The sequence below is a fragment of the Paenarthrobacter sp. 10L412 genome (assembly GCF_056395565.1).
In genome coordinates this window covers 34,840-49,998 of the sequence record NZ_JBFTJT010000009.1, presented here as the reverse complement: position 1 = coordinate 49,998, position 15,159 = coordinate 34,840, and the positions used below count along the sequence as shown (strand labels likewise).

At 61.9% G+C, this 15,159-nt stretch carries 19 protein-coding genes; 9 read left to right on the top strand and 10 right to left on the bottom strand.

The genetic code is table 11. The features are described 5' to 3' along the window. The first annotated feature begins 43 nt into the window (after window positions 1–43). A complete protein-coding gene (locus AC1DD7_RS13800) occupies window positions 44–214 on the top strand; it encodes a hypothetical protein (protein WP_477515428.1) in 171 nt (56 codons plus the stop codon). Window positions 215–416: 202 nt separating this feature from the next. On the opposite strand, the gene AC1DD7_RS13795 is transcribed toward AC1DD7_RS13800, so the two are convergent. Together AC1DD7_RS13795 and AC1DD7_RS13790 are read right to left on the bottom strand one after the other, a co-directional pair. Then, window positions 417–1,091, bottom strand: coding sequence for a 4-carboxy-4-hydroxy-2-oxoadipate aldolase/oxaloacetate decarboxylase (locus AC1DD7_RS13795; protein WP_477515427.1), 675 nt, complete (start codon window positions 1,089–1,091; stop codon window positions 417–419). Window positions 1,092–1,113: 22 nt separating this feature from the next. Further along, entirely contained in the window at window positions 1,114–2,322 is a 1,209-nt protein-coding gene (locus AC1DD7_RS13790; RefSeq protein WP_477515426.1) for an aspartate transaminase, read from the bottom strand. 296 nt (window positions 2,323–2,618) lie between these two features. Between AC1DD7_RS13790 and AC1DD7_RS13785 the strand changes: the two genes are divergently transcribed. Together AC1DD7_RS13785 and AC1DD7_RS13780 are read left to right on the top strand one after the other, a co-directional pair. Beyond that, on the top strand, window positions 2,619–3,149 hold the full coding sequence (locus AC1DD7_RS13785) for a hypothetical protein (RefSeq protein ID WP_477515425.1): 531 nt from the start codon (window positions 2,619–2,621) through the stop codon (window positions 3,147–3,149). A 61-nt stretch (window positions 3,150–3,210) separates the two neighbouring features. Next, window positions 3,211–3,585 (top strand): nuclear transport factor 2 family protein, encoded by a 375-nt coding sequence (locus tag AC1DD7_RS13780; RefSeq protein WP_477515424.1) that lies wholly within the window; start codon window positions 3,211–3,213, stop codon window positions 3,583–3,585. Between the two features lie 341 nt (window positions 3,586–3,926). Here the strand turns inward: AC1DD7_RS13780 and AC1DD7_RS13775 are convergent, their stop codons facing one another. The 6 genes from AC1DD7_RS13775 to AC1DD7_RS13750 form a co-directional block, all read right to left on the bottom strand. Then, entirely contained in the window at window positions 3,927–4,730 is an 804-nt protein-coding gene (locus AC1DD7_RS13775; protein ID WP_477515423.1) for an aldolase/citrate lyase family protein, read from the bottom strand. Further along, window positions 4,715–5,500 carry a 2-oxo-hept-4-ene-1,7-dioate hydratase gene (gene hpaH, locus AC1DD7_RS13770; protein ID WP_477515422.1) on the bottom strand — a complete coding sequence of 262 codons (786 nt, stop codon included), beginning with the start codon at window positions 5,498–5,500 and terminating at the stop codon, window positions 4,715–4,717. The genes AC1DD7_RS13775 and hpaH overlap by 16 nt, the downstream gene beginning before the upstream one ends. A gap of 2 nt (window positions 5,501–5,502) precedes the next feature. Further along, entirely contained in the window at window positions 5,503–6,600 is a 1,098-nt protein-coding gene (hpaD, locus tag AC1DD7_RS13765) for a 3,4-dihydroxyphenylacetate 2,3-dioxygenase (RefSeq protein ID WP_477515421.1), read from the bottom strand. Between the two features lie 103 nt (window positions 6,601–6,703). Beyond that, window positions 6,704–8,218, bottom strand: coding sequence for a 5-carboxymethyl-2-hydroxymuconate semialdehyde dehydrogenase (hpaE, locus tag AC1DD7_RS13760; protein WP_477515420.1), 1,515 nt, complete (start codon window positions 8,216–8,218; stop codon window positions 6,704–6,706). 85 nt (window positions 8,219–8,303) lie between these two features. After that, entirely contained in the window at window positions 8,304–8,972 is a 669-nt protein-coding gene (locus AC1DD7_RS13755; protein ID WP_477515419.1) for a GntR family transcriptional regulator, read from the bottom strand. After that, window positions 8,969–10,477 carry a fumarylacetoacetate hydrolase family protein gene (locus AC1DD7_RS13750; protein ID WP_477515418.1) on the bottom strand — a complete coding sequence of 503 codons (1,509 nt, stop codon included), beginning with the start codon at window positions 10,475–10,477 and terminating at the stop codon, window positions 8,969–8,971. The genes AC1DD7_RS13755 and AC1DD7_RS13750 overlap by 4 nt, the downstream gene beginning before the upstream one ends. Before the next feature lie 149 nt (window positions 10,478–10,626). Between AC1DD7_RS13750 and AC1DD7_RS13745 the strand changes: the two genes are divergently transcribed. Both AC1DD7_RS13745 and AC1DD7_RS13740 read left to right on the top strand, forming a co-directional pair. Then, window positions 10,627–11,196, top strand: coding sequence for a YdeI/OmpD-associated family protein (locus tag AC1DD7_RS13745; RefSeq protein ID WP_477515417.1), 570 nt, complete (start codon window positions 10,627–10,629; stop codon window positions 11,194–11,196). 128 nt (window positions 11,197–11,324) lie between these two features. Then, the gene (locus AC1DD7_RS13740) at window positions 11,325–12,029 is read left to right on the top strand and encodes an alpha/beta fold hydrolase (protein WP_477515416.1); all 705 of its coding nucleotides are present in this window, start codon (window positions 11,325–11,327) and stop codon (window positions 12,027–12,029) included. Window positions 12,030–12,107: 78 nt separating this feature from the next. Here the strand turns inward: AC1DD7_RS13740 and AC1DD7_RS13735 are convergent, their stop codons facing one another. After that, window positions 12,108–12,557 carry a hypothetical protein gene (locus AC1DD7_RS13735; protein WP_477515415.1) on the bottom strand — a complete coding sequence of 150 codons (450 nt, stop codon included), beginning with the start codon at window positions 12,555–12,557 and terminating at the stop codon, window positions 12,108–12,110. Window positions 12,558–12,743: 186 nt separating this feature from the next. Here AC1DD7_RS13735 and AC1DD7_RS13730 point away from each other — a divergent pair, with 186 nt between their 5' ends. From AC1DD7_RS13730 to AC1DD7_RS13715, 4 genes are all read left to right on the top strand, one after another. Continuing rightward, window positions 12,744–12,932: a CsbD family protein gene (locus AC1DD7_RS13730; protein WP_431117116.1), complete on the top strand. Its 189-nt coding sequence runs from the start codon at window positions 12,744–12,746 to the stop codon at window positions 12,930–12,932. Between the two features lie 313 nt (window positions 12,933–13,245). Continuing rightward, entirely contained in the window at window positions 13,246–13,518 is a 273-nt protein-coding gene (locus AC1DD7_RS13725; protein ID WP_442004382.1) for a GlsB/YeaQ/YmgE family stress response membrane protein, read from the top strand. After that, on the top strand, window positions 13,511–13,771 hold the full coding sequence (locus tag AC1DD7_RS13720; protein WP_477515414.1) for a hypothetical protein: 261 nt from the start codon (window positions 13,511–13,513) through the stop codon (window positions 13,769–13,771). Before AC1DD7_RS13725 ends, AC1DD7_RS13720 begins: the two co-directional genes overlap by 8 nt. A gap of 224 nt (window positions 13,772–13,995) precedes the next feature. Next, complete coding sequence (locus AC1DD7_RS13715; protein WP_477515413.1) at window positions 13,996–14,643, top strand: GyrI-like domain-containing protein; 648 nt, start codon at window positions 13,996–13,998, stop codon at window positions 14,641–14,643. Here AC1DD7_RS13715 and AC1DD7_RS13710 read toward each other — a convergent pair. After that, entirely contained in the window at window positions 14,592–15,146 is a 555-nt protein-coding gene (locus AC1DD7_RS13710) for a cysteine hydrolase family protein (RefSeq protein ID WP_477515412.1), read from the bottom strand. The genes AC1DD7_RS13715 and AC1DD7_RS13710 overlap by 52 nt on opposite strands. Between the last annotated feature and the right edge of the window lie 13 nt (window positions 15,147–15,159).

Genomic DNA, 15,159 nt, shown 5'->3' with positions numbered 1-15,159 from the left:
GATCAGCACAGCCGGATGGGTTTCGAATCCAACGCGCGGAACGATGAGCGCACGAACCGGATTTCACTGCCCACGGAATGGTTTTTGGCGGCCAATCGGCGGCATCGGCGAACCATTATTCGTCTTCGAGGGAAGCCTGATGCCCGCCCACGCTGGAAACAGCATCGAATGGCACCTCGTCGATACCCGCCCGGGACACTCCGGACTCGACTAAGCCCTCCCGAACCTGACCCGGCCCACTCCTCGCCGGCCCTCCTCTCTGAACCCGGCCATCCGCCGTCGTACTTTTACCCAAGCTGCAGCACCCTAAGGCGCCCTGTCACCGACAAGGCGCCTTTTCCGTGCGCAAAAAAGTGCACACCAAAGGGCCGGCCACAACGCCATTCAAGACGCGCGACCGGCCCGGACGGAGGTGCCTAGTCTTCGACCAGCAAGCCCTTGGCCTTCAGCTTCTCCGCCAAGCCGCAGAGCTCAATGGTGTTGCCGCCGTCGTGGTACAGCTTGATGAGTTCACGCTCATGGTCGTCGCGGGCCTGGGACAAAGCGATGACTTCCTCAGCCTCTTCCCGGCGGACCACCACGACGCCGTCAGCGTCGCCTCGGAGAATGTCGCCGGGGTAGATGATTTCATCGCCGAAGACGATCGGGTGGTTGATGGGGCCAAGCGTTTCCTTGACTGTGCCCTTGATGCTGACGCTGCCGGAGAAGACAGGCAAACCGAGTTCGATCAGGTCCTGGGTGTCGCGCACACCGGAATCGGTGACCATCGCGGCGATCCCCTTTGCCTTCATGGCATTGCCCAGGACGTCGCCGAAGGTGCCGGCCTCGGCCATTTCCTGCGCGCCGACCAGCACCACGTCGCCCGCCTGTGCATAGTGGATGGCGACCTGGAGCATCAGGTTGTCCTGCGGTGCACAAGCGACCGTGACGGCCGGGCCGCAGAAGGACATGGAGCGGTCGATCGGCTTGATCTTGGAGCTCAATGCGCCGCGGCGACCCTGGGCTTCATGGATGGTAGCTGAGGAAAAGGCAGCGAGGCGGCTGACGACGTCAGCGTCGGGGCGCTCGAACTTGGTCTTGACGTGGATCATTTTTCAAGATCTTTCTGTGGGCTTAGGACAGGGCGTTGACGGCATCGCGGATCGAGTCCACGCCGTCGTTGATGGTCTCCAGCGAGGTGGCGAAGGAGATCCGGAAGTAGGGGCCAAGGCCGTAGGCCGAGCCCTGGATGACAGCGACGCGGGCAGCGTCCAGCAGGTACAGCGTGAAGTCCTGGTCGTTCTCGATGACGTTGCCATTGGGCGTGGTCTTACCGATGACGCCCGAGCAGTTCACGTACGCGTAGAAGGCACCTTCCGCTGGAGAAACGGAAAGCCCATTGATAGCGTTCAAACCTTCGACGGCGGCGTCCCGGCGTTTGCGGTACACCTCCACACTGTCGCGGACGAAGGATTGATCTCCGTTGAGCGCCGCTACGGCCGCGGCCTGGCTGATGGACGACGGGCACGAAGAGGTCTGCGATTGCAGTTTGTTCATGGCCGCGATCAAAGGGGCTGGGCCGACGCCGTAGCCAAGGCGCCAGCCGGTCATGGCGTACGCCTTGGAGACGCCGTTGACCAGGAGGATCCGGTCCTTCAGCGCCGGCACAGCGGTGACCAGACTGATGACGCGGCCATCGCCGAAGTGGATTTCGTCGTAGATCTCGTCAGTGAGAATGAAGACGTGGGGGTGCTCCTCAAGGACCGCCCCCAGCGCCTGCAGTTCCTCGCGGGAGTAAACGGCGCCGGTCGGGTTGGACGGAGCGTTAAGGATGAGCCACTTGGTCTTGGGGGTGATGGCTTTTTCCAGGGCAGCCGGCGTGAGTTTGAAGCCTGTATCTTCGCCGCAAGGAACGATCACCGGTGTGCCATCGTTGGCAAGGACCATATCGGGGTAGGAAACCCAGTACGGTGCCGGGACGATCACTTCATCGCCAGCGTTGAGCGAGGCCATGAGCGCAACGTAGAGAACCTGCTTGGCACCGCCGCCGATAGTCAGCTGGTTCCGTTCGTAGTGGTGGCCAGTGTGGTTCTCGATCTTGTGCAGAATGGCCGCCTGCAACTCGGGTGTCCCAGTCACCGAGGTGTACTTGGTCTCGCCGGCCTTGATCGCCTCGATGGCTGCGGCCTTGATGTGGTCAGGGGTGTCGAAGTCCGGCTCGCCGACGGTCAGGTCGATGATCGGGATGCCTTCAGCTTTTAGTTCGCGGACGCGGGCGGCGGCCGCAACGCTGGCTGAGGACTTGATGCGGGTGACCCTCGACGCCGGCAGGTAGTCGGACATGTCTCCTCCAGGAATGTGGAACCCGGGACGCGCGGATTCGCGCATCCCCTTTTTCGAGACTAGGGATCCGCGAGCGCTGTGGATAAGACCTAATGTGCGTGGATCAATAAGGGACTCTTATGACGTCTGGGCCTGTACAGGGATTCGCGCGCCCTTCGACGTGTTTTCTCGCTTATATGGGTTGCTTCCATGCACTTTGCTTATGGGTTCACGCGGTATTGGTATTTCCGCGGCTCGGTGAACGCAGCCTAGATTCATAGCTCAGAAGTGTTCGCCAATCGTCGGAAAGGGAGCCAATGCGAGCCTCAACCACTTCCGTTTCAGACCGGTTACGCACCGGGCGGTACACCTATCGAGCCAAGGCACCCCGCCCGGCCCGGGCTGCGGCCAAAGGGGAGCACGCCAAGCTCACGCGCGCCCTCGGAGTGCACAGGCAGCTCCTCTCCCACGCCTGCAGTGCAATCCGCACTCTGGCCGCTGCCCGGAACGAGATGATCGCCCAGACATTGGAGGATGGGCTCACGTTGGCAACCATCTCGGCCGTGACTGGTGAGAGCATTCGGGCAGTACGAAACATCGCCTTGGCTTATGACGACCTCCAAGCGAGCGGGCTCCCCCGCAACGCACAACTCGACGCGCTGAAGGCCAAGAGCGAGGAGTTGAAGGCGGCAGAAGGGCACCGCGACCAGATCACGGAACGCCGCGAAGCTTTGATTGTCATGGCTCTACAAACCCAGGTCTGCGACGAGCTCGAGCTTGCCTCACTCACCGGATTGACGCAGGACCACATTCGCCGGTCGACACGAGGCCACACCCGGTCAGCGTAGAAGCCTTCCCAGTTACCTCCCCACCGTTGAACCCCCAGGTCCCGGAGGGTAGAACGGAGGCATGACCGACGTGAACTCCTGGATGAGCCAATACATACGCGCGTGGACCTCGAATGAGCCCGATGACATCCGGGCGTTGTTCACTGAGGACGCCATCTACTACGACAGGCCGAACACTGAATCACCGTGGAACGGCCATGAAGAAATCGTGCAAGCATGGACCGACGCTGGCGACAAGCCCGATGATTGGACCTTCGAGTGGACACTCCTTGGCCAGGATGGTGACACGGCTTTCGTCCAGGCCGTGACCACATACCTCAACGGTGAGCCCACCTACGACAACCTTTGGGTCATCCGCTTTGCCGAGGACGGCCGTGCGCGCGAGTTCACGGAGTGGTACATGGCGCGGAAAGACACCCCCGCCGAACCCAACTAATACGAAAGTAGAGCGGGTCAGGTGCGGCAGCGCCGCTCACCTGCTACTTGGGTCAGTTTCGGGATGGCTTGCTGATCAGGACATTCTCGTGGATCAGGGTCCAGCCCTGATATTCCGGTCGGTTGGCGTCGACGCCGTCGTTGATGAGCTTCGCCTCTGTGCCGTCCCCGCCAGTGATGGTGACGATCTGCTCGCTTGTCGCGACCGCTGCGCAACCCGGCCGGACCCGAGCAGCCGGTAAGCCCCAGCGCGGCGACTACGGAAAACACAGCTATCGCACGACGATTCATAGCGCTGCCGCCTCAGGCTGTGGTTCGTCGAGCTTAACCCATCCGGGTACGTCAGTAGCTGTCGCGCTCCGCCGTTTCGGACACGGGAATGAACGTCGAGGCGAACCCTTCCGAGGCCCGCGCCAGGACAGCAACATCGGCCCCCACCAGCACAAAGGAGGCACCGGCGTCGAGATAAGCGCGGGCCGTGGACTCATTGAACGCGTTCACGCCGGCTGGCTTGCCGGCCGCTTTTGCAGCTTCAAGGCAATGCTCGACGACGGCCTTCACCAAGGGATTTTCCTGCTGTCCCAGCAAACCCATGGAAGCTGCGAGGTCCGAAGGCCCGAGGAAGATGCCGTCCACGCCATCGACGGCCAGGATTTCCTCCACAGCCGAAGCCGCTGCCTCGGATTCAATCTGGACGGTGAGGCTGATCGATTCTGAAGCAGCAGCAAGGTAGTCAGGAACGCGGTTCCAGCGTGACGCCCTGGCCAAAGCAGAACCCACACCACGAACACCCAGCGGCGGATACCGGACGGCGGCCACCGCAGACGCGGCTTCGAACGCAGAATTCACCATGGGAATCAGGAGGTTCTGCACTCCGAGGTCAAGGTATTGCTTGATGACCACGGTGTCGTTGACCGGCGGGCGGACCACGGCCTGAACGGGGTAGCCACTCACGGCATGGAGTTGCGCAAGGATCGATTCGAGGCCATTGGGACTGTGCTCGGCGTCGATCAACAGCCAGTCCAGCCCCGATCCCGCACAGACCTCAGCCACCAACGGGCTACCGGAACAAACCCACATGCCAGCCAACGGACGGCCAGCCTCTGAGAGGGCTGAATAGAACGTGGGGTTCAGTCGAAATTGCATGTCACGACTCCCAAGGGTCCGTAGTCCGCGTGTACGGTATCACCTTTGTACACCCACAAGGGCCGGGTAAACGAGCCCGCAAGGATAATATCTCCGGCCTTCATTGAGTCCCCGTGCGCGGCGATTTTATTGGCCAGCCAGTGCACGCCGTTCGCCGGGTGATCAAGCACTCCGGCTGCCACTCCGGTCTCTTCCACGGTCTGGTTTTTGTACAAAATCGCGGAGACCCAGCGCAGGTCGACGGCGTCCGGACGCACTGGTCGGCCGCCTATCACCATGGCCCCCATCGCGGCATTGTCCGAGATGGTGTCCACGATGGTCCGGCCCTCCATTTCGATCCTGGAGTCCAGGATTTCGAGGGCCGGAACCACGTAGTCGGTGGCGTTGAGGACATCGAAAATCGTGCAACCAGGCCCCTTGAGTGCGTCCTTCAGCACGAACGCTAGCTCCACTTCGACACGGGGGTGCGTGTACTGGTCCCATTGCACGGAGCAGCCGGTTTCCAGGACCATGTCATCGAAGATCGCCCCGTAGTCCGGTTCGGTGATGCCGGTTGCGGCCTGCATGGCTTTGGACGTGAGGCCGATCTTCCGCCCCACCAACGTGCGCCCGGCTTCCTCGTTCCGTCGCCGCCACAACTGCTGGACGGCATAGGAATCCTCCACCGTCATGTCAGGGTAGCGGGCGGTGAGGCGGGGGACCGGCTTGCGGTTCCGGCCGGCCTCGAGCAGTTCGTCGGCAATGGCTTCGATCGTCTTCGCGTCCATCATGGTTAGACCTGCGCCCCCAATTTGAAACCTTCAGCAGCCTCGCCGGATGAACCTGAGGGGCGAGTGTAGGAGAAACCGTCGGCGCCGACGGTGACGGCCATTTCGGACTTCTCTTCGCGTTCGATGACGGGCTGGGTGTTGCCGTCCAGGTCCAGGACCAGGGAAGCCTCGGTGTACCAGGACGGGACGACGGGGTTGCCCCACCAGTCGCGGCGCTGGTTGTCGTGGACGTCCCAGGTGACGGTGGGGTTGTCCGGGTCGCCGGTGTAGTAGTCCTGGGTGTAGATCTCCACACGATGGCCGTCCGGGTCAAGGATGTAGAGGTAGAACGCGTTGGACACGCCGTGGCGTCCGGGGCCGCGTTCGATGCGGTCCGAGATGCGCAGGGCACCCATCTTGTCGCAGATCTGGATGATGTTGTGCTTCTCGTGGGTGGAGAACGCGATGTGGTGCAGGCGGGGTCCGTTGCCGCCGGTCAACGCGGTGTCGTGCACGGTTTGCTTGCGGTGCATCCACGCGGCGTACGTGACGCCGTCGGAGTCTTTGATGTCCTCGGAGACGCGGAAGCCGAGGTCTTCGAGGTACTTGCGGCCGCGCGGGACATCCGGGGTGACCTGGTTGAAGTGGTCCAGGCGGACCAGTTCGCCGGCGGAGTAAAGGTCGTAGCGCTGGGTGAGGCGTTCCACGTGCTCCACGTCGTAGAAGAATTCATAGGGGAAGCCCAGCGGGTCTTCAACGCGGACGGAGTCGCCCACGCCCTTGGTGAAGCCTTCCTTGCGGCGCTCCACTCGGCAGCCCAGTTCGCGGTAGTAGGCCTCGGCGGCGTCCACCTCGGCCGGGGACTTCACCCGGTAGGCGAAGGCAGCGGCGGCGGCGACCGGTCCTTTGCGGAGGACCAGGTTGTGGTGGATGAACTCCTCGAAGGAGCGCAGGTAGATGGTGTTCTCGTCTTCCTCGGTGACGTGCAGGCCGAGGAGGTCAACGTAGAACGCGCGGGACTTGGCGAGGTCCGTGACCACGAGTTCCAGGTAGGCGCAGCGGACGATGTCAGGGGCCGGAACGGTCGGGGTGGGGATGGGGCCGGTAAACGGGTTGTTCATGGGATTCTCTCTTCGTTGAAAGGGTGGTGCGGGAACCCAACTGAGTAGCAGTAGATGCCGTTTTGGAGGCTCAAAACGCGCACTATTGCGACCTAGTTGGGTACTAGGCGCCGAACTTGGGTGTGTGCACGGAGCCGAGGGTGATGTGCACGGCCTGCTGGTCGGTGTAGAAATCGATGGAACGGTAGCCGCCTTCGTGGCCCAGACCAGAGGCCTTCACGCCACCGAAGGGGGTGCGGAGGTCGCGGACGTTGTGGCTGTTGAGCCACACCATGCCGGCTTCAACGTTCTGGGAGAAGTTGTGGGCCCGGGTCAGGTTCTGCGTCCAGATGTAGGCCGCCAGGCCGTACTTGGTGTTGTTCGCCAAGGCGAGGGCTTCGTCGTCGTTCTCGAAGGGCGTGATGGCCACAACCGGACCGAAGATTTCCTCTTGGAAGATCCGCGCGTCAGGCGCGACGTCGGCAAACACCGTGGGTGCGATGTAGTTGCCTTCGGGCAGGTGGTCGGGTCGGCCGCCACCGGCAAGCAGCCGGCCCTCGGACTTGCCGATCTCCACGTAGGACGCCACTTTCTCGTAGTGCTCCGGGTGGACCAGCGCACCCACCTGGGTCTTGGGATCGTGGGGATCGCCCACCACGATGTTCTTGGCGCGGGCGGCGTACTTTTCGCAGAATTCGTCGTAGATGGCCCGCTCCACCAGGATGCGGGAACCGGCGGTGCAGCGTTCGCCATTGAGGGAGAAGACACCGAACAAGGCGGAGTCGATTGCGGCATCGAGGTCGGCATCGGCGAACACGACGCACGGGGACTTTCCGCCGAGCTCCATGGACAGGCCCTTGAGGTTGGCTGCGGCGTTGCGGAAAATCGTCTGGCCCGTGGTGGTCTCACCGGTGAAGGAGATCAGCGGCACGTCCGGGTGCTTCACCAGTGCGTCGCCGGCTTCTTCGCCCAGGCCGTTGACCAGGTTGAACACGCCGTCGGGAAGGCCAGCATCCTTGAAGATCTGCGCCCACAGTGACGCGGACAAAGGCGTGAACTCGGCAGGCTTGAGGACCACCGTGTTGCCTGTAGCCAGCGCCGGAGCGAGTTTCCAGGACTCCAGCATGAACGGAGTGTTCCATGGCGTGATCAAGCCCGCGACTCCGATCGGCTTGCGGTTCACGTAGTTGATCTGTGAGCCGGGGACCTTCATGGCGTCATCGAACTGTGCCACGATCAGGTCAGCGAAGAAGCGGAAGTTCTCGGCTGAGCGCAACGCCTGGCCCTTGGACTGGGTGATCGGCAAGCCGGTATCAAAGGTCTCCAGCTCGGCCAGGCGCTCTTCCTGGGCCTCCACGGCGTCGGCGATCTTGTTCAGCACACGGGCACGTTCGCGCGGCTTCATCTTCGGCCACGGGCCATTGATGAACGCTTCACGGGCTGCTGCCACAGCGAGGTCGATGTCTTCCTTCTGGCCGGCCGCTGCCGTGGCGTAATTTCCGTTGGATACCGGATCCAGGACGTCAAAGGTCTTCCCGGAAACGGAGTCTACGAACTCACCGTTGATGAAGTGCTGGATGTGCGTGGGCAGGTTCTCGGGCACGTGGTGCTTTGCTGATGTTTCTACAGGGGTCGTCATCGTTGTCTTCCTTTTTCATCCAACGCGGGGTCACTTATGGCCCATGTGGGGTGCGTTTGGGGGCCATAAGTGACCCCGGGTTGCTTTAGTTGGTGGTGGCGAGATACGCGTCCAGTGTTGCGGCGCGGTGCCGGCGGGCGGCGTGTTCGATCGTGTCGGCGTCCGCTCCAGACTCGATGAGCTGCAGCAGCGCCTCGTGTTCTTGCACCGATTCCTGCGCGCGGCCGGGAACAAAGCGGAACGTCGACGAGCGGAGCGATGCCAGCCGGTTCCATCCACGATGTACCAGGTCAAGAATGTGCGGATTGGGGCAGTGCTCAAACAAGACACTGTGGAAGTCCTGGTTCAGCGCGGTGAAACGAACGGGGTCGAAGTGCTCCAGGCATTCCCGCATTTCCTCGTTCACGGCGCGGGCTCGGGCAATCGCGACGGAATCGATCAACGGTGCGGACAACGCGGTGGCCGCCCCCTCCACAATGCTCAGCGTCTGCATTGTGTACAGGTACTCCGTGGGATCAATCCCGGAAACGGTGGCACCAACGTTCCGCTCGAACTTCACCAGACCTTCAGCTTCCAAGCGGCGGATCGCCTCCCGGACGGGGACCACGCTGAAGCCCAGGTCCTCGGCAATCTTCGCGAGCACCAGCCGGTAACCCGGCGTGTAGATGCCTTCCACGATCCTGGCCTTGACCGCGGTATACGCCTGTTGGGACTTGCTTTGCGCAGCGGCGCTTTCGACGACGGTTTCAGTCACTGTTGGCTCCCTTGCCGGCTCTGCCAGTCAGCTGTGACCCACTCTGCGTACCGCGTCTGCCATTCCTTGTTCATCGGGTAAAGCCCATCCACGCCGTTGCCTTCCTTGACCATCTGGAAGATGAACGCCTCTTCCTTTTCCTGCTGGATGCAGTCATCCACCAGTTCCTCGGCGATGGCGGGCGGGATCACCAGGATGCCGTCCGAATCGGCAACAATGATGTCTCCCGGCTGAATTGTTGCACCACCGCATGCGATGGTGATGTCCGTATCCCACGGAATGTGCCGGCGACCAAGGACTGCCGGGTGCGGATTCGCGAAGTAGGTTGGCATGTCGAGATCAGCCACGGCGGAGTAGTCACGGACGCCACCGTCGGTGATGATCGCAGCGGCTCCACGGACCTGGGCGCGCAGAGCGAGGATGTCGCCAACGGTGCCGGTGCCCTTCTCGCCGCGGGCTTCCATCACGAGGATTTCGCCTTCATTCACGGAATCGATCGCGCGCTTCTGTGCATTGAATCCCCCGCCGTGGGTCTTGAACAGATCCTCGCGGTTGGGCACATAGCGCAGGGTCCGGGCAAGGCCAACTACCTTGCGGTCGGGGCGCGTGGCCTGCAGGCCGTCGATGCTTACGTTGTTCAGTCCGCGCTTGCGGAGCTGTGAAGAAAGCGTGGCGGTTGCGACGCTTTCCAGCTTCGCCTTCAGCTCGGACGTCAGGACAGAGACAACAGCAGGCAGGCCCGCCGCTTCACGCGATCCGTACGCCTCTTCCCGCTGGGTGTCATCAGTCTTGGGCTTGGCACCAAAGTCCGCGAACGGCGTCGTGCCTTCCGCTACTTTGGTGGTCAGGCGGCCGCTGCTGAAGCTACTGCCACTGACCTCAACCTCGACGACGTCACCCGGTTTGGCGACCGATGCACCGGCTGGGGTGCCCGTGAGGATAATGTCGCCCTCTTCGAGCGTGAGCAGCTGTGAGAGGTCCGCGACGAGTTGCGTGAACGGGAAGAGCAGGTCCTCGGTGGTGTCGTCCTGGACGAGGTCGCCGTTGTGCCAGGTGCGGATCCGCAGCTGGGCTGGATCAACGGCGTCGGCAGGGATCAACAAGGGCCCCACCGGCGTGAACCCATCGCCTCCCTTGGACCGGACGTTGGAGCCCTTGTCTGCGTAGCGCAGATCGTAGACACCCAGATCATTGGACGCGGTCACCCACTCGACGTGGCTCCAGGCATCCTCGAGGCCAACGCGGCGGGCCGACTTCCCGATGACGAGGGCAATTTCGCCTTCATAGCCGAGCAGCTCGCAGCCGGCAGGGCGCTCAACGATGCCAGGAGTTTCGGCGGAACCGAGCGCCAGGGAAGACGGCGGCTTCAGGAAGTACGACGGTTGCCCTGGGGTGCGTCCGCGCTGGGCCGCACGGCTAGGGTAATTGATATGGACGGCAATGACTTTGCGCGTACGGGCCAGCATGTCTTGGCTGACTTCCCCGGTCCGGAACTCCAATGTCACGGCGCCTCCTCCTGATCGAACATCTATCGAGTACGAAATCGTATACGATAACTATTGCCTCCGAAGCGCATGTCGTCAACCCCTTTTCCCAAACACATTCGTCCGGCCATAGTGGTTGTTCTGAGCTCCAAAGCAGTGGAAGGAAGTACGTGGCCGAAAAGAATGAGCTCCAGCTGCTGAGGTTTGCCAACGGTTCCGAATGGGAGTCATGGCTCGCCGCGAACCACGAAAAGAGCGCCGAAGCCTGGCTCGTGATCGGCAAGAAGAACGCCGGTGCCCAGCTACTCAGCATTGGGGAGGCTCTGGACGGCGCCCTGTGTTTCGGCTGGATCGACGGGCAGCGCAAAGGCAATGACGAAGCGACTTTCCTGCAGCGCTACTCCCGACGCCGGGCACGGAGCTCCTGGTCACAGGTGAACGTTGGCAAGGCGGAGGCGTTGATCGAATCGGGGCGCATGCATCCCGCGGGGTTTGCTGAGATCGACACCGCAAAGGCTGATGGCCGCTGGGAAGCCGCCTACGTTTCGCAGGCCAACGCGGAGGTCCCGGAAGACCTGGCAGCAGCTTTGGCCAGCAATCCAGCGGCTGGCGAAGCCTTCGAGCGCCTCGGCAAGACCGAGCGGTACCTCATCATCCTGCAGTTGCTCAAGGCCCGCACTCCGGACTCGCGCGCCAGGGCAATGACACGTTCCCTTGGCAAGCTGACGGCCAAAGCCTAATTTCTGCTGGATCATCAAGCCCGTCGGTGGCCCCAGGACCGGCCCGGCGCGGACATGACGAGGTGGTCTGCCGAATGATCCAGCAAAAATGAGTGCATCCTCCGCATGGACTCCCGTAGGGTACCCGCATGGACATCATCCTGGTACCTGGTTTCTGGTTGGACGCGTCATCATGGGCGGAGGTGACGCCGCCGCTTGTGGCAGCTGGGCACTCGGTTCACCCCCTCACGCTTCCCGGGCTGGAGTCCGTTGACGCCCCACGCGCCGGGATTGGCCTTCGCACACACATCGACGCCGTGGTGGACAAGGTGGATTCCCTTGGCGGCAATGTGGTGCTGGTGGGCCATTCAGGCGGCGGCGCCATCATCCACGGCGTTGTTGACGCCCGTCCGGATCGCGTGGACCGGGCCATCTATGTGGACAGCGGGCCACTAGGTGAGGGCGGCGTGATCAATGACGAACTGCCCGAGGACGGCGACGAAATTCCGCTCCCACCCTGGGAAGGCTTTGAAGACGCGGACCTCATCGACCTGAGCGATGACCGCAAGGAAGCCTTCCGCGCACGGGCCATCCCGGAACCGAAGGGCGTCGCCTTCGACCAACAACACCTCCACGATGTCCGGCGCTATAACGTCCCCGCCACCATCATCGCCTGCCAGTTCCCATCATCACTGCTTCAGGAGTGGATGGACGCCGGGCACCCGTTCACAGCGGAACTCGCGCGGATCCGGGACGTCGACTACATCGACCTACCCACCGGACACTGGCCACAGTTCACCAAGCCACGTGAACTGGGCGAAGCCATCCTGTCGGCCGTCGAGCGCACCAAGTAACGCTCAACGGCGGGACGGGCCTTTCGGGCAAGGGGAACCCCCGGGAACGCGGACCTTTTGAGGCTTGCCCGTAAAGGGTCAGGGCTTGGCGGGCGTGTTGGTCGCGGGCCCTTCCGGCGCCGCACCGCCTTCGTCCGTCCAATCGCTTCCCGTCTGATCATCGAGTGCGGGATCGGATACTACGTCCGATCTGACTGGAGGCGTTGAGGTAGAAGCCGGAGCGGAAGCAGAAGCAGAGGAACCGGTGCTGGAGTTGCCTTGGTGCCCGGACTTTGCCTCCAGGATGCCCGGAAACATCGTCTCTGCCTTCTCCAGGAGCTTCTTGCCCGCGGCGTACAGATTATCCAGGATGTCCGGGACTGATTCCTGGACGGTTTCAGTGGCCTGATGGACGTTGTCTTGAACCTCCGGGTTCTTCCAGACCTTTTGGGCGCCTCCGCGAACGCGCCGATACACCTCCGGCCAAGACTTGGACCCCCACACATAGCCAACAGCGATGCCAGCGGCGAACAATGCTTTCCCTTTCACAGGACCAACTCCTTTCGAGGTGCTATTCCTACGACACTAGTCCGGCCTTCACCCACTGTCACGTGTGCTTTCAAGGCTGGACGGTTAATGGCCATTTGCTGAATTGAGAAAGAGGACTAAACTTTAATGCCAACCAGCGGAAAACCCGCAGGCCACAACCACATGGCAACCCGAGGAGTGAAAACCATGGGACTGGATGACAAGATCAAGAATGCCACGGAAGAAGCAACGGGCAAGGTCAAGGAAAAGACCGGCGAAGCCACAGGCGACCGGGACCTCCAGGCCGAGGGCGCGGGCGAGCAAGCGTCTGCCAATGTGAAGCAGGCTGGCGAGCACGTCAAGGACGCCGCGAAGGACGCCTTCGGCGACAAGTAGCCGGATTTCAAGGCCATACCACCCCCGTTCGAGGGGCACGGACCCTGACCGGCAAAATAGCAAGGTTACTTGCTGTTGTTCCCGGGACCAGCTAGCGTTGCTGTTGTAGTACTACGGTCCGGCCCCTTGGACAGGAGTGCTTTTGGCTGCACTTAATAATTCATCGACGTTTGCAAAATAACGTCCCGCCCCATATTCCACTGGGCCTCATGTGGCCCTGTTACAGCGCTTATCCGCTGGAACTGACAACCGATGAACGGAACCGCTTCACCGAGTTCATGGAATTTCCATCAACAAGAAAGTAGGAGCAAAAATGGGTTTCTTTGGTTTTCTTTTGCTCGGCCTTTTGGCTGGGGCTATCGCAAAACTTATTCTTCCGGGACGCCAAGGAGGCGGCTGGTTCGTTACCTTGCTGCTCGGCGTCGTTGGCGCCCTGTTGGGCGGCTGGATCGGTGGCCTGATCTTCGGCGAGGGACTGACACAATTCTTCGCCATTCGGACGTGGCTCCTGGCCATTGGCGGATCCATTGTCGTTCTGCTGATTTACGGCCTGGCCACAGGAGGACGCCGGGCCCACCATGGCTGACGAAACCACGCCCAACACCAACGAGGACGACCTTGAGGGTCAGTACGCAGAAGGTGATTACGGCGCTGCCGGAGCATCTCCTGAGGCCCTGAAAGAAGACGCTGGCGGGGACTATACCGCAGGCGACTACGCCGAGAAGACCGTCCCGTCTGCGGACGCTGAGCTCGACGAGCGCAATACGGAGGACACGCCCGCGGACAGGCCGTTCTCATCCGAGCCGGATGACGAAGCTTCCGGCTCGGGACACCCTTAACCCTCAGGCATCCGCAAGGGTCCTGAAAACCACAAGAACCCGGAGACTGCAGTTGCAGCCTCCGGGTTCTTGCTCTGCCCGTGTCCTGGCGCTGCGAAACGCATTGGCGCTGCGAAATGCATCGCCGCGGGGCTGATATTCGCGGGCCTGATATTTTCGGGCATGGATAGTCGGGGCAGCGGCTGAGCCGGCACCGTAGCGTGATGGTCAGGAATGGGGCGACAGTGCAGGAATGGACCCGGGCGCTTGAGCTCATCGAGCAGGACCTTACTGAATCGGTCGAGGTCAGCACCCAGCCTCAGCTAAGGTTCCACCTCCGTATTGAAGGGAATACCGTCATGAAGCACCGAATAGTCAACAAGGAGGCCTTCCGCCTGATCGGCCTCAAGGTCCGCGTTCCGCTGGTCCACGAAGGTCCAAACCCCGCAATCATCCAGTTTCACCGCAGCATCGACCCGGATGCCACGAAGCGTCTGATGACGTTGGCCGACACCGAGCCATCCGGACCCCTGTCCGTAACGGACAAGATTGACGAAGAGCGCCGCGAGGGCAGTGAGCTGGACTATTGGCATGCGGTGGCTTCTACCCAGCCGGCTCCCGAAGGTTTCGAGAGCCTGGACATCCCCGCCGGCCAATGGGTGGTGTTCGAAACCGAAGGAAAATTCCCGGACGCCCTGCAGCGCATGTGGGCGGACGCTGCTACTGAATGGTTCCCGGCCAACCCGTACTTTTGGGCACGCGGCCCCGAACTGCTCAGTGTCAGGCCGGACGCGGATGGCACCCGCGGGAGCGGGCAACTCTGGATTCCCATTGAGTCCAGTCAGGAGCCCTTCAAGAGTTCCAGCACGTCGTCAAGCGGCAAGACCCTCTGACGATATTCACGGGTAAGAACCCGGAGGACTGCCTCCGCAGCCTCCGGGTTCTCTGTTGCCACGGCCTCAGCCGCATAAATCACCCGGATGTTATGGGCGAAAGCATCAGCAGCAGTCTGGGCAATGCAGTTGTGGGCCGAGACCCCGGCCAGAATTACGGTTTCCACACCCCAGTTCCTGAGGCGCATCCCCAAGTCGGTGCCCATGAAGGCGCTGACGCGCGTTTTGACCATCTGTGGGAAATCGGCCGTCACCAGGCCAGGAACGAAACTGGCCTGCTCGCTTCCCCTGAAGATGAAGCCTTGGTCATCGTCAAGCATGTTCAGGCTCCACGTGGATTTGTCCCGCTCATGCTGGGTACCAACCAGGAGCACGTTTGCCCCTGCCTCGCGCGCTGCGCTGGTCAACGAGTTGCAAGCAGCAACAACTTCTTCCTGACGCCGTTTCAGTGCCGGTTCCTCAAAAAAGGCGTTCTGCATGTCGATTACCAGCACAGCAATCATGCGCGCATGCCCT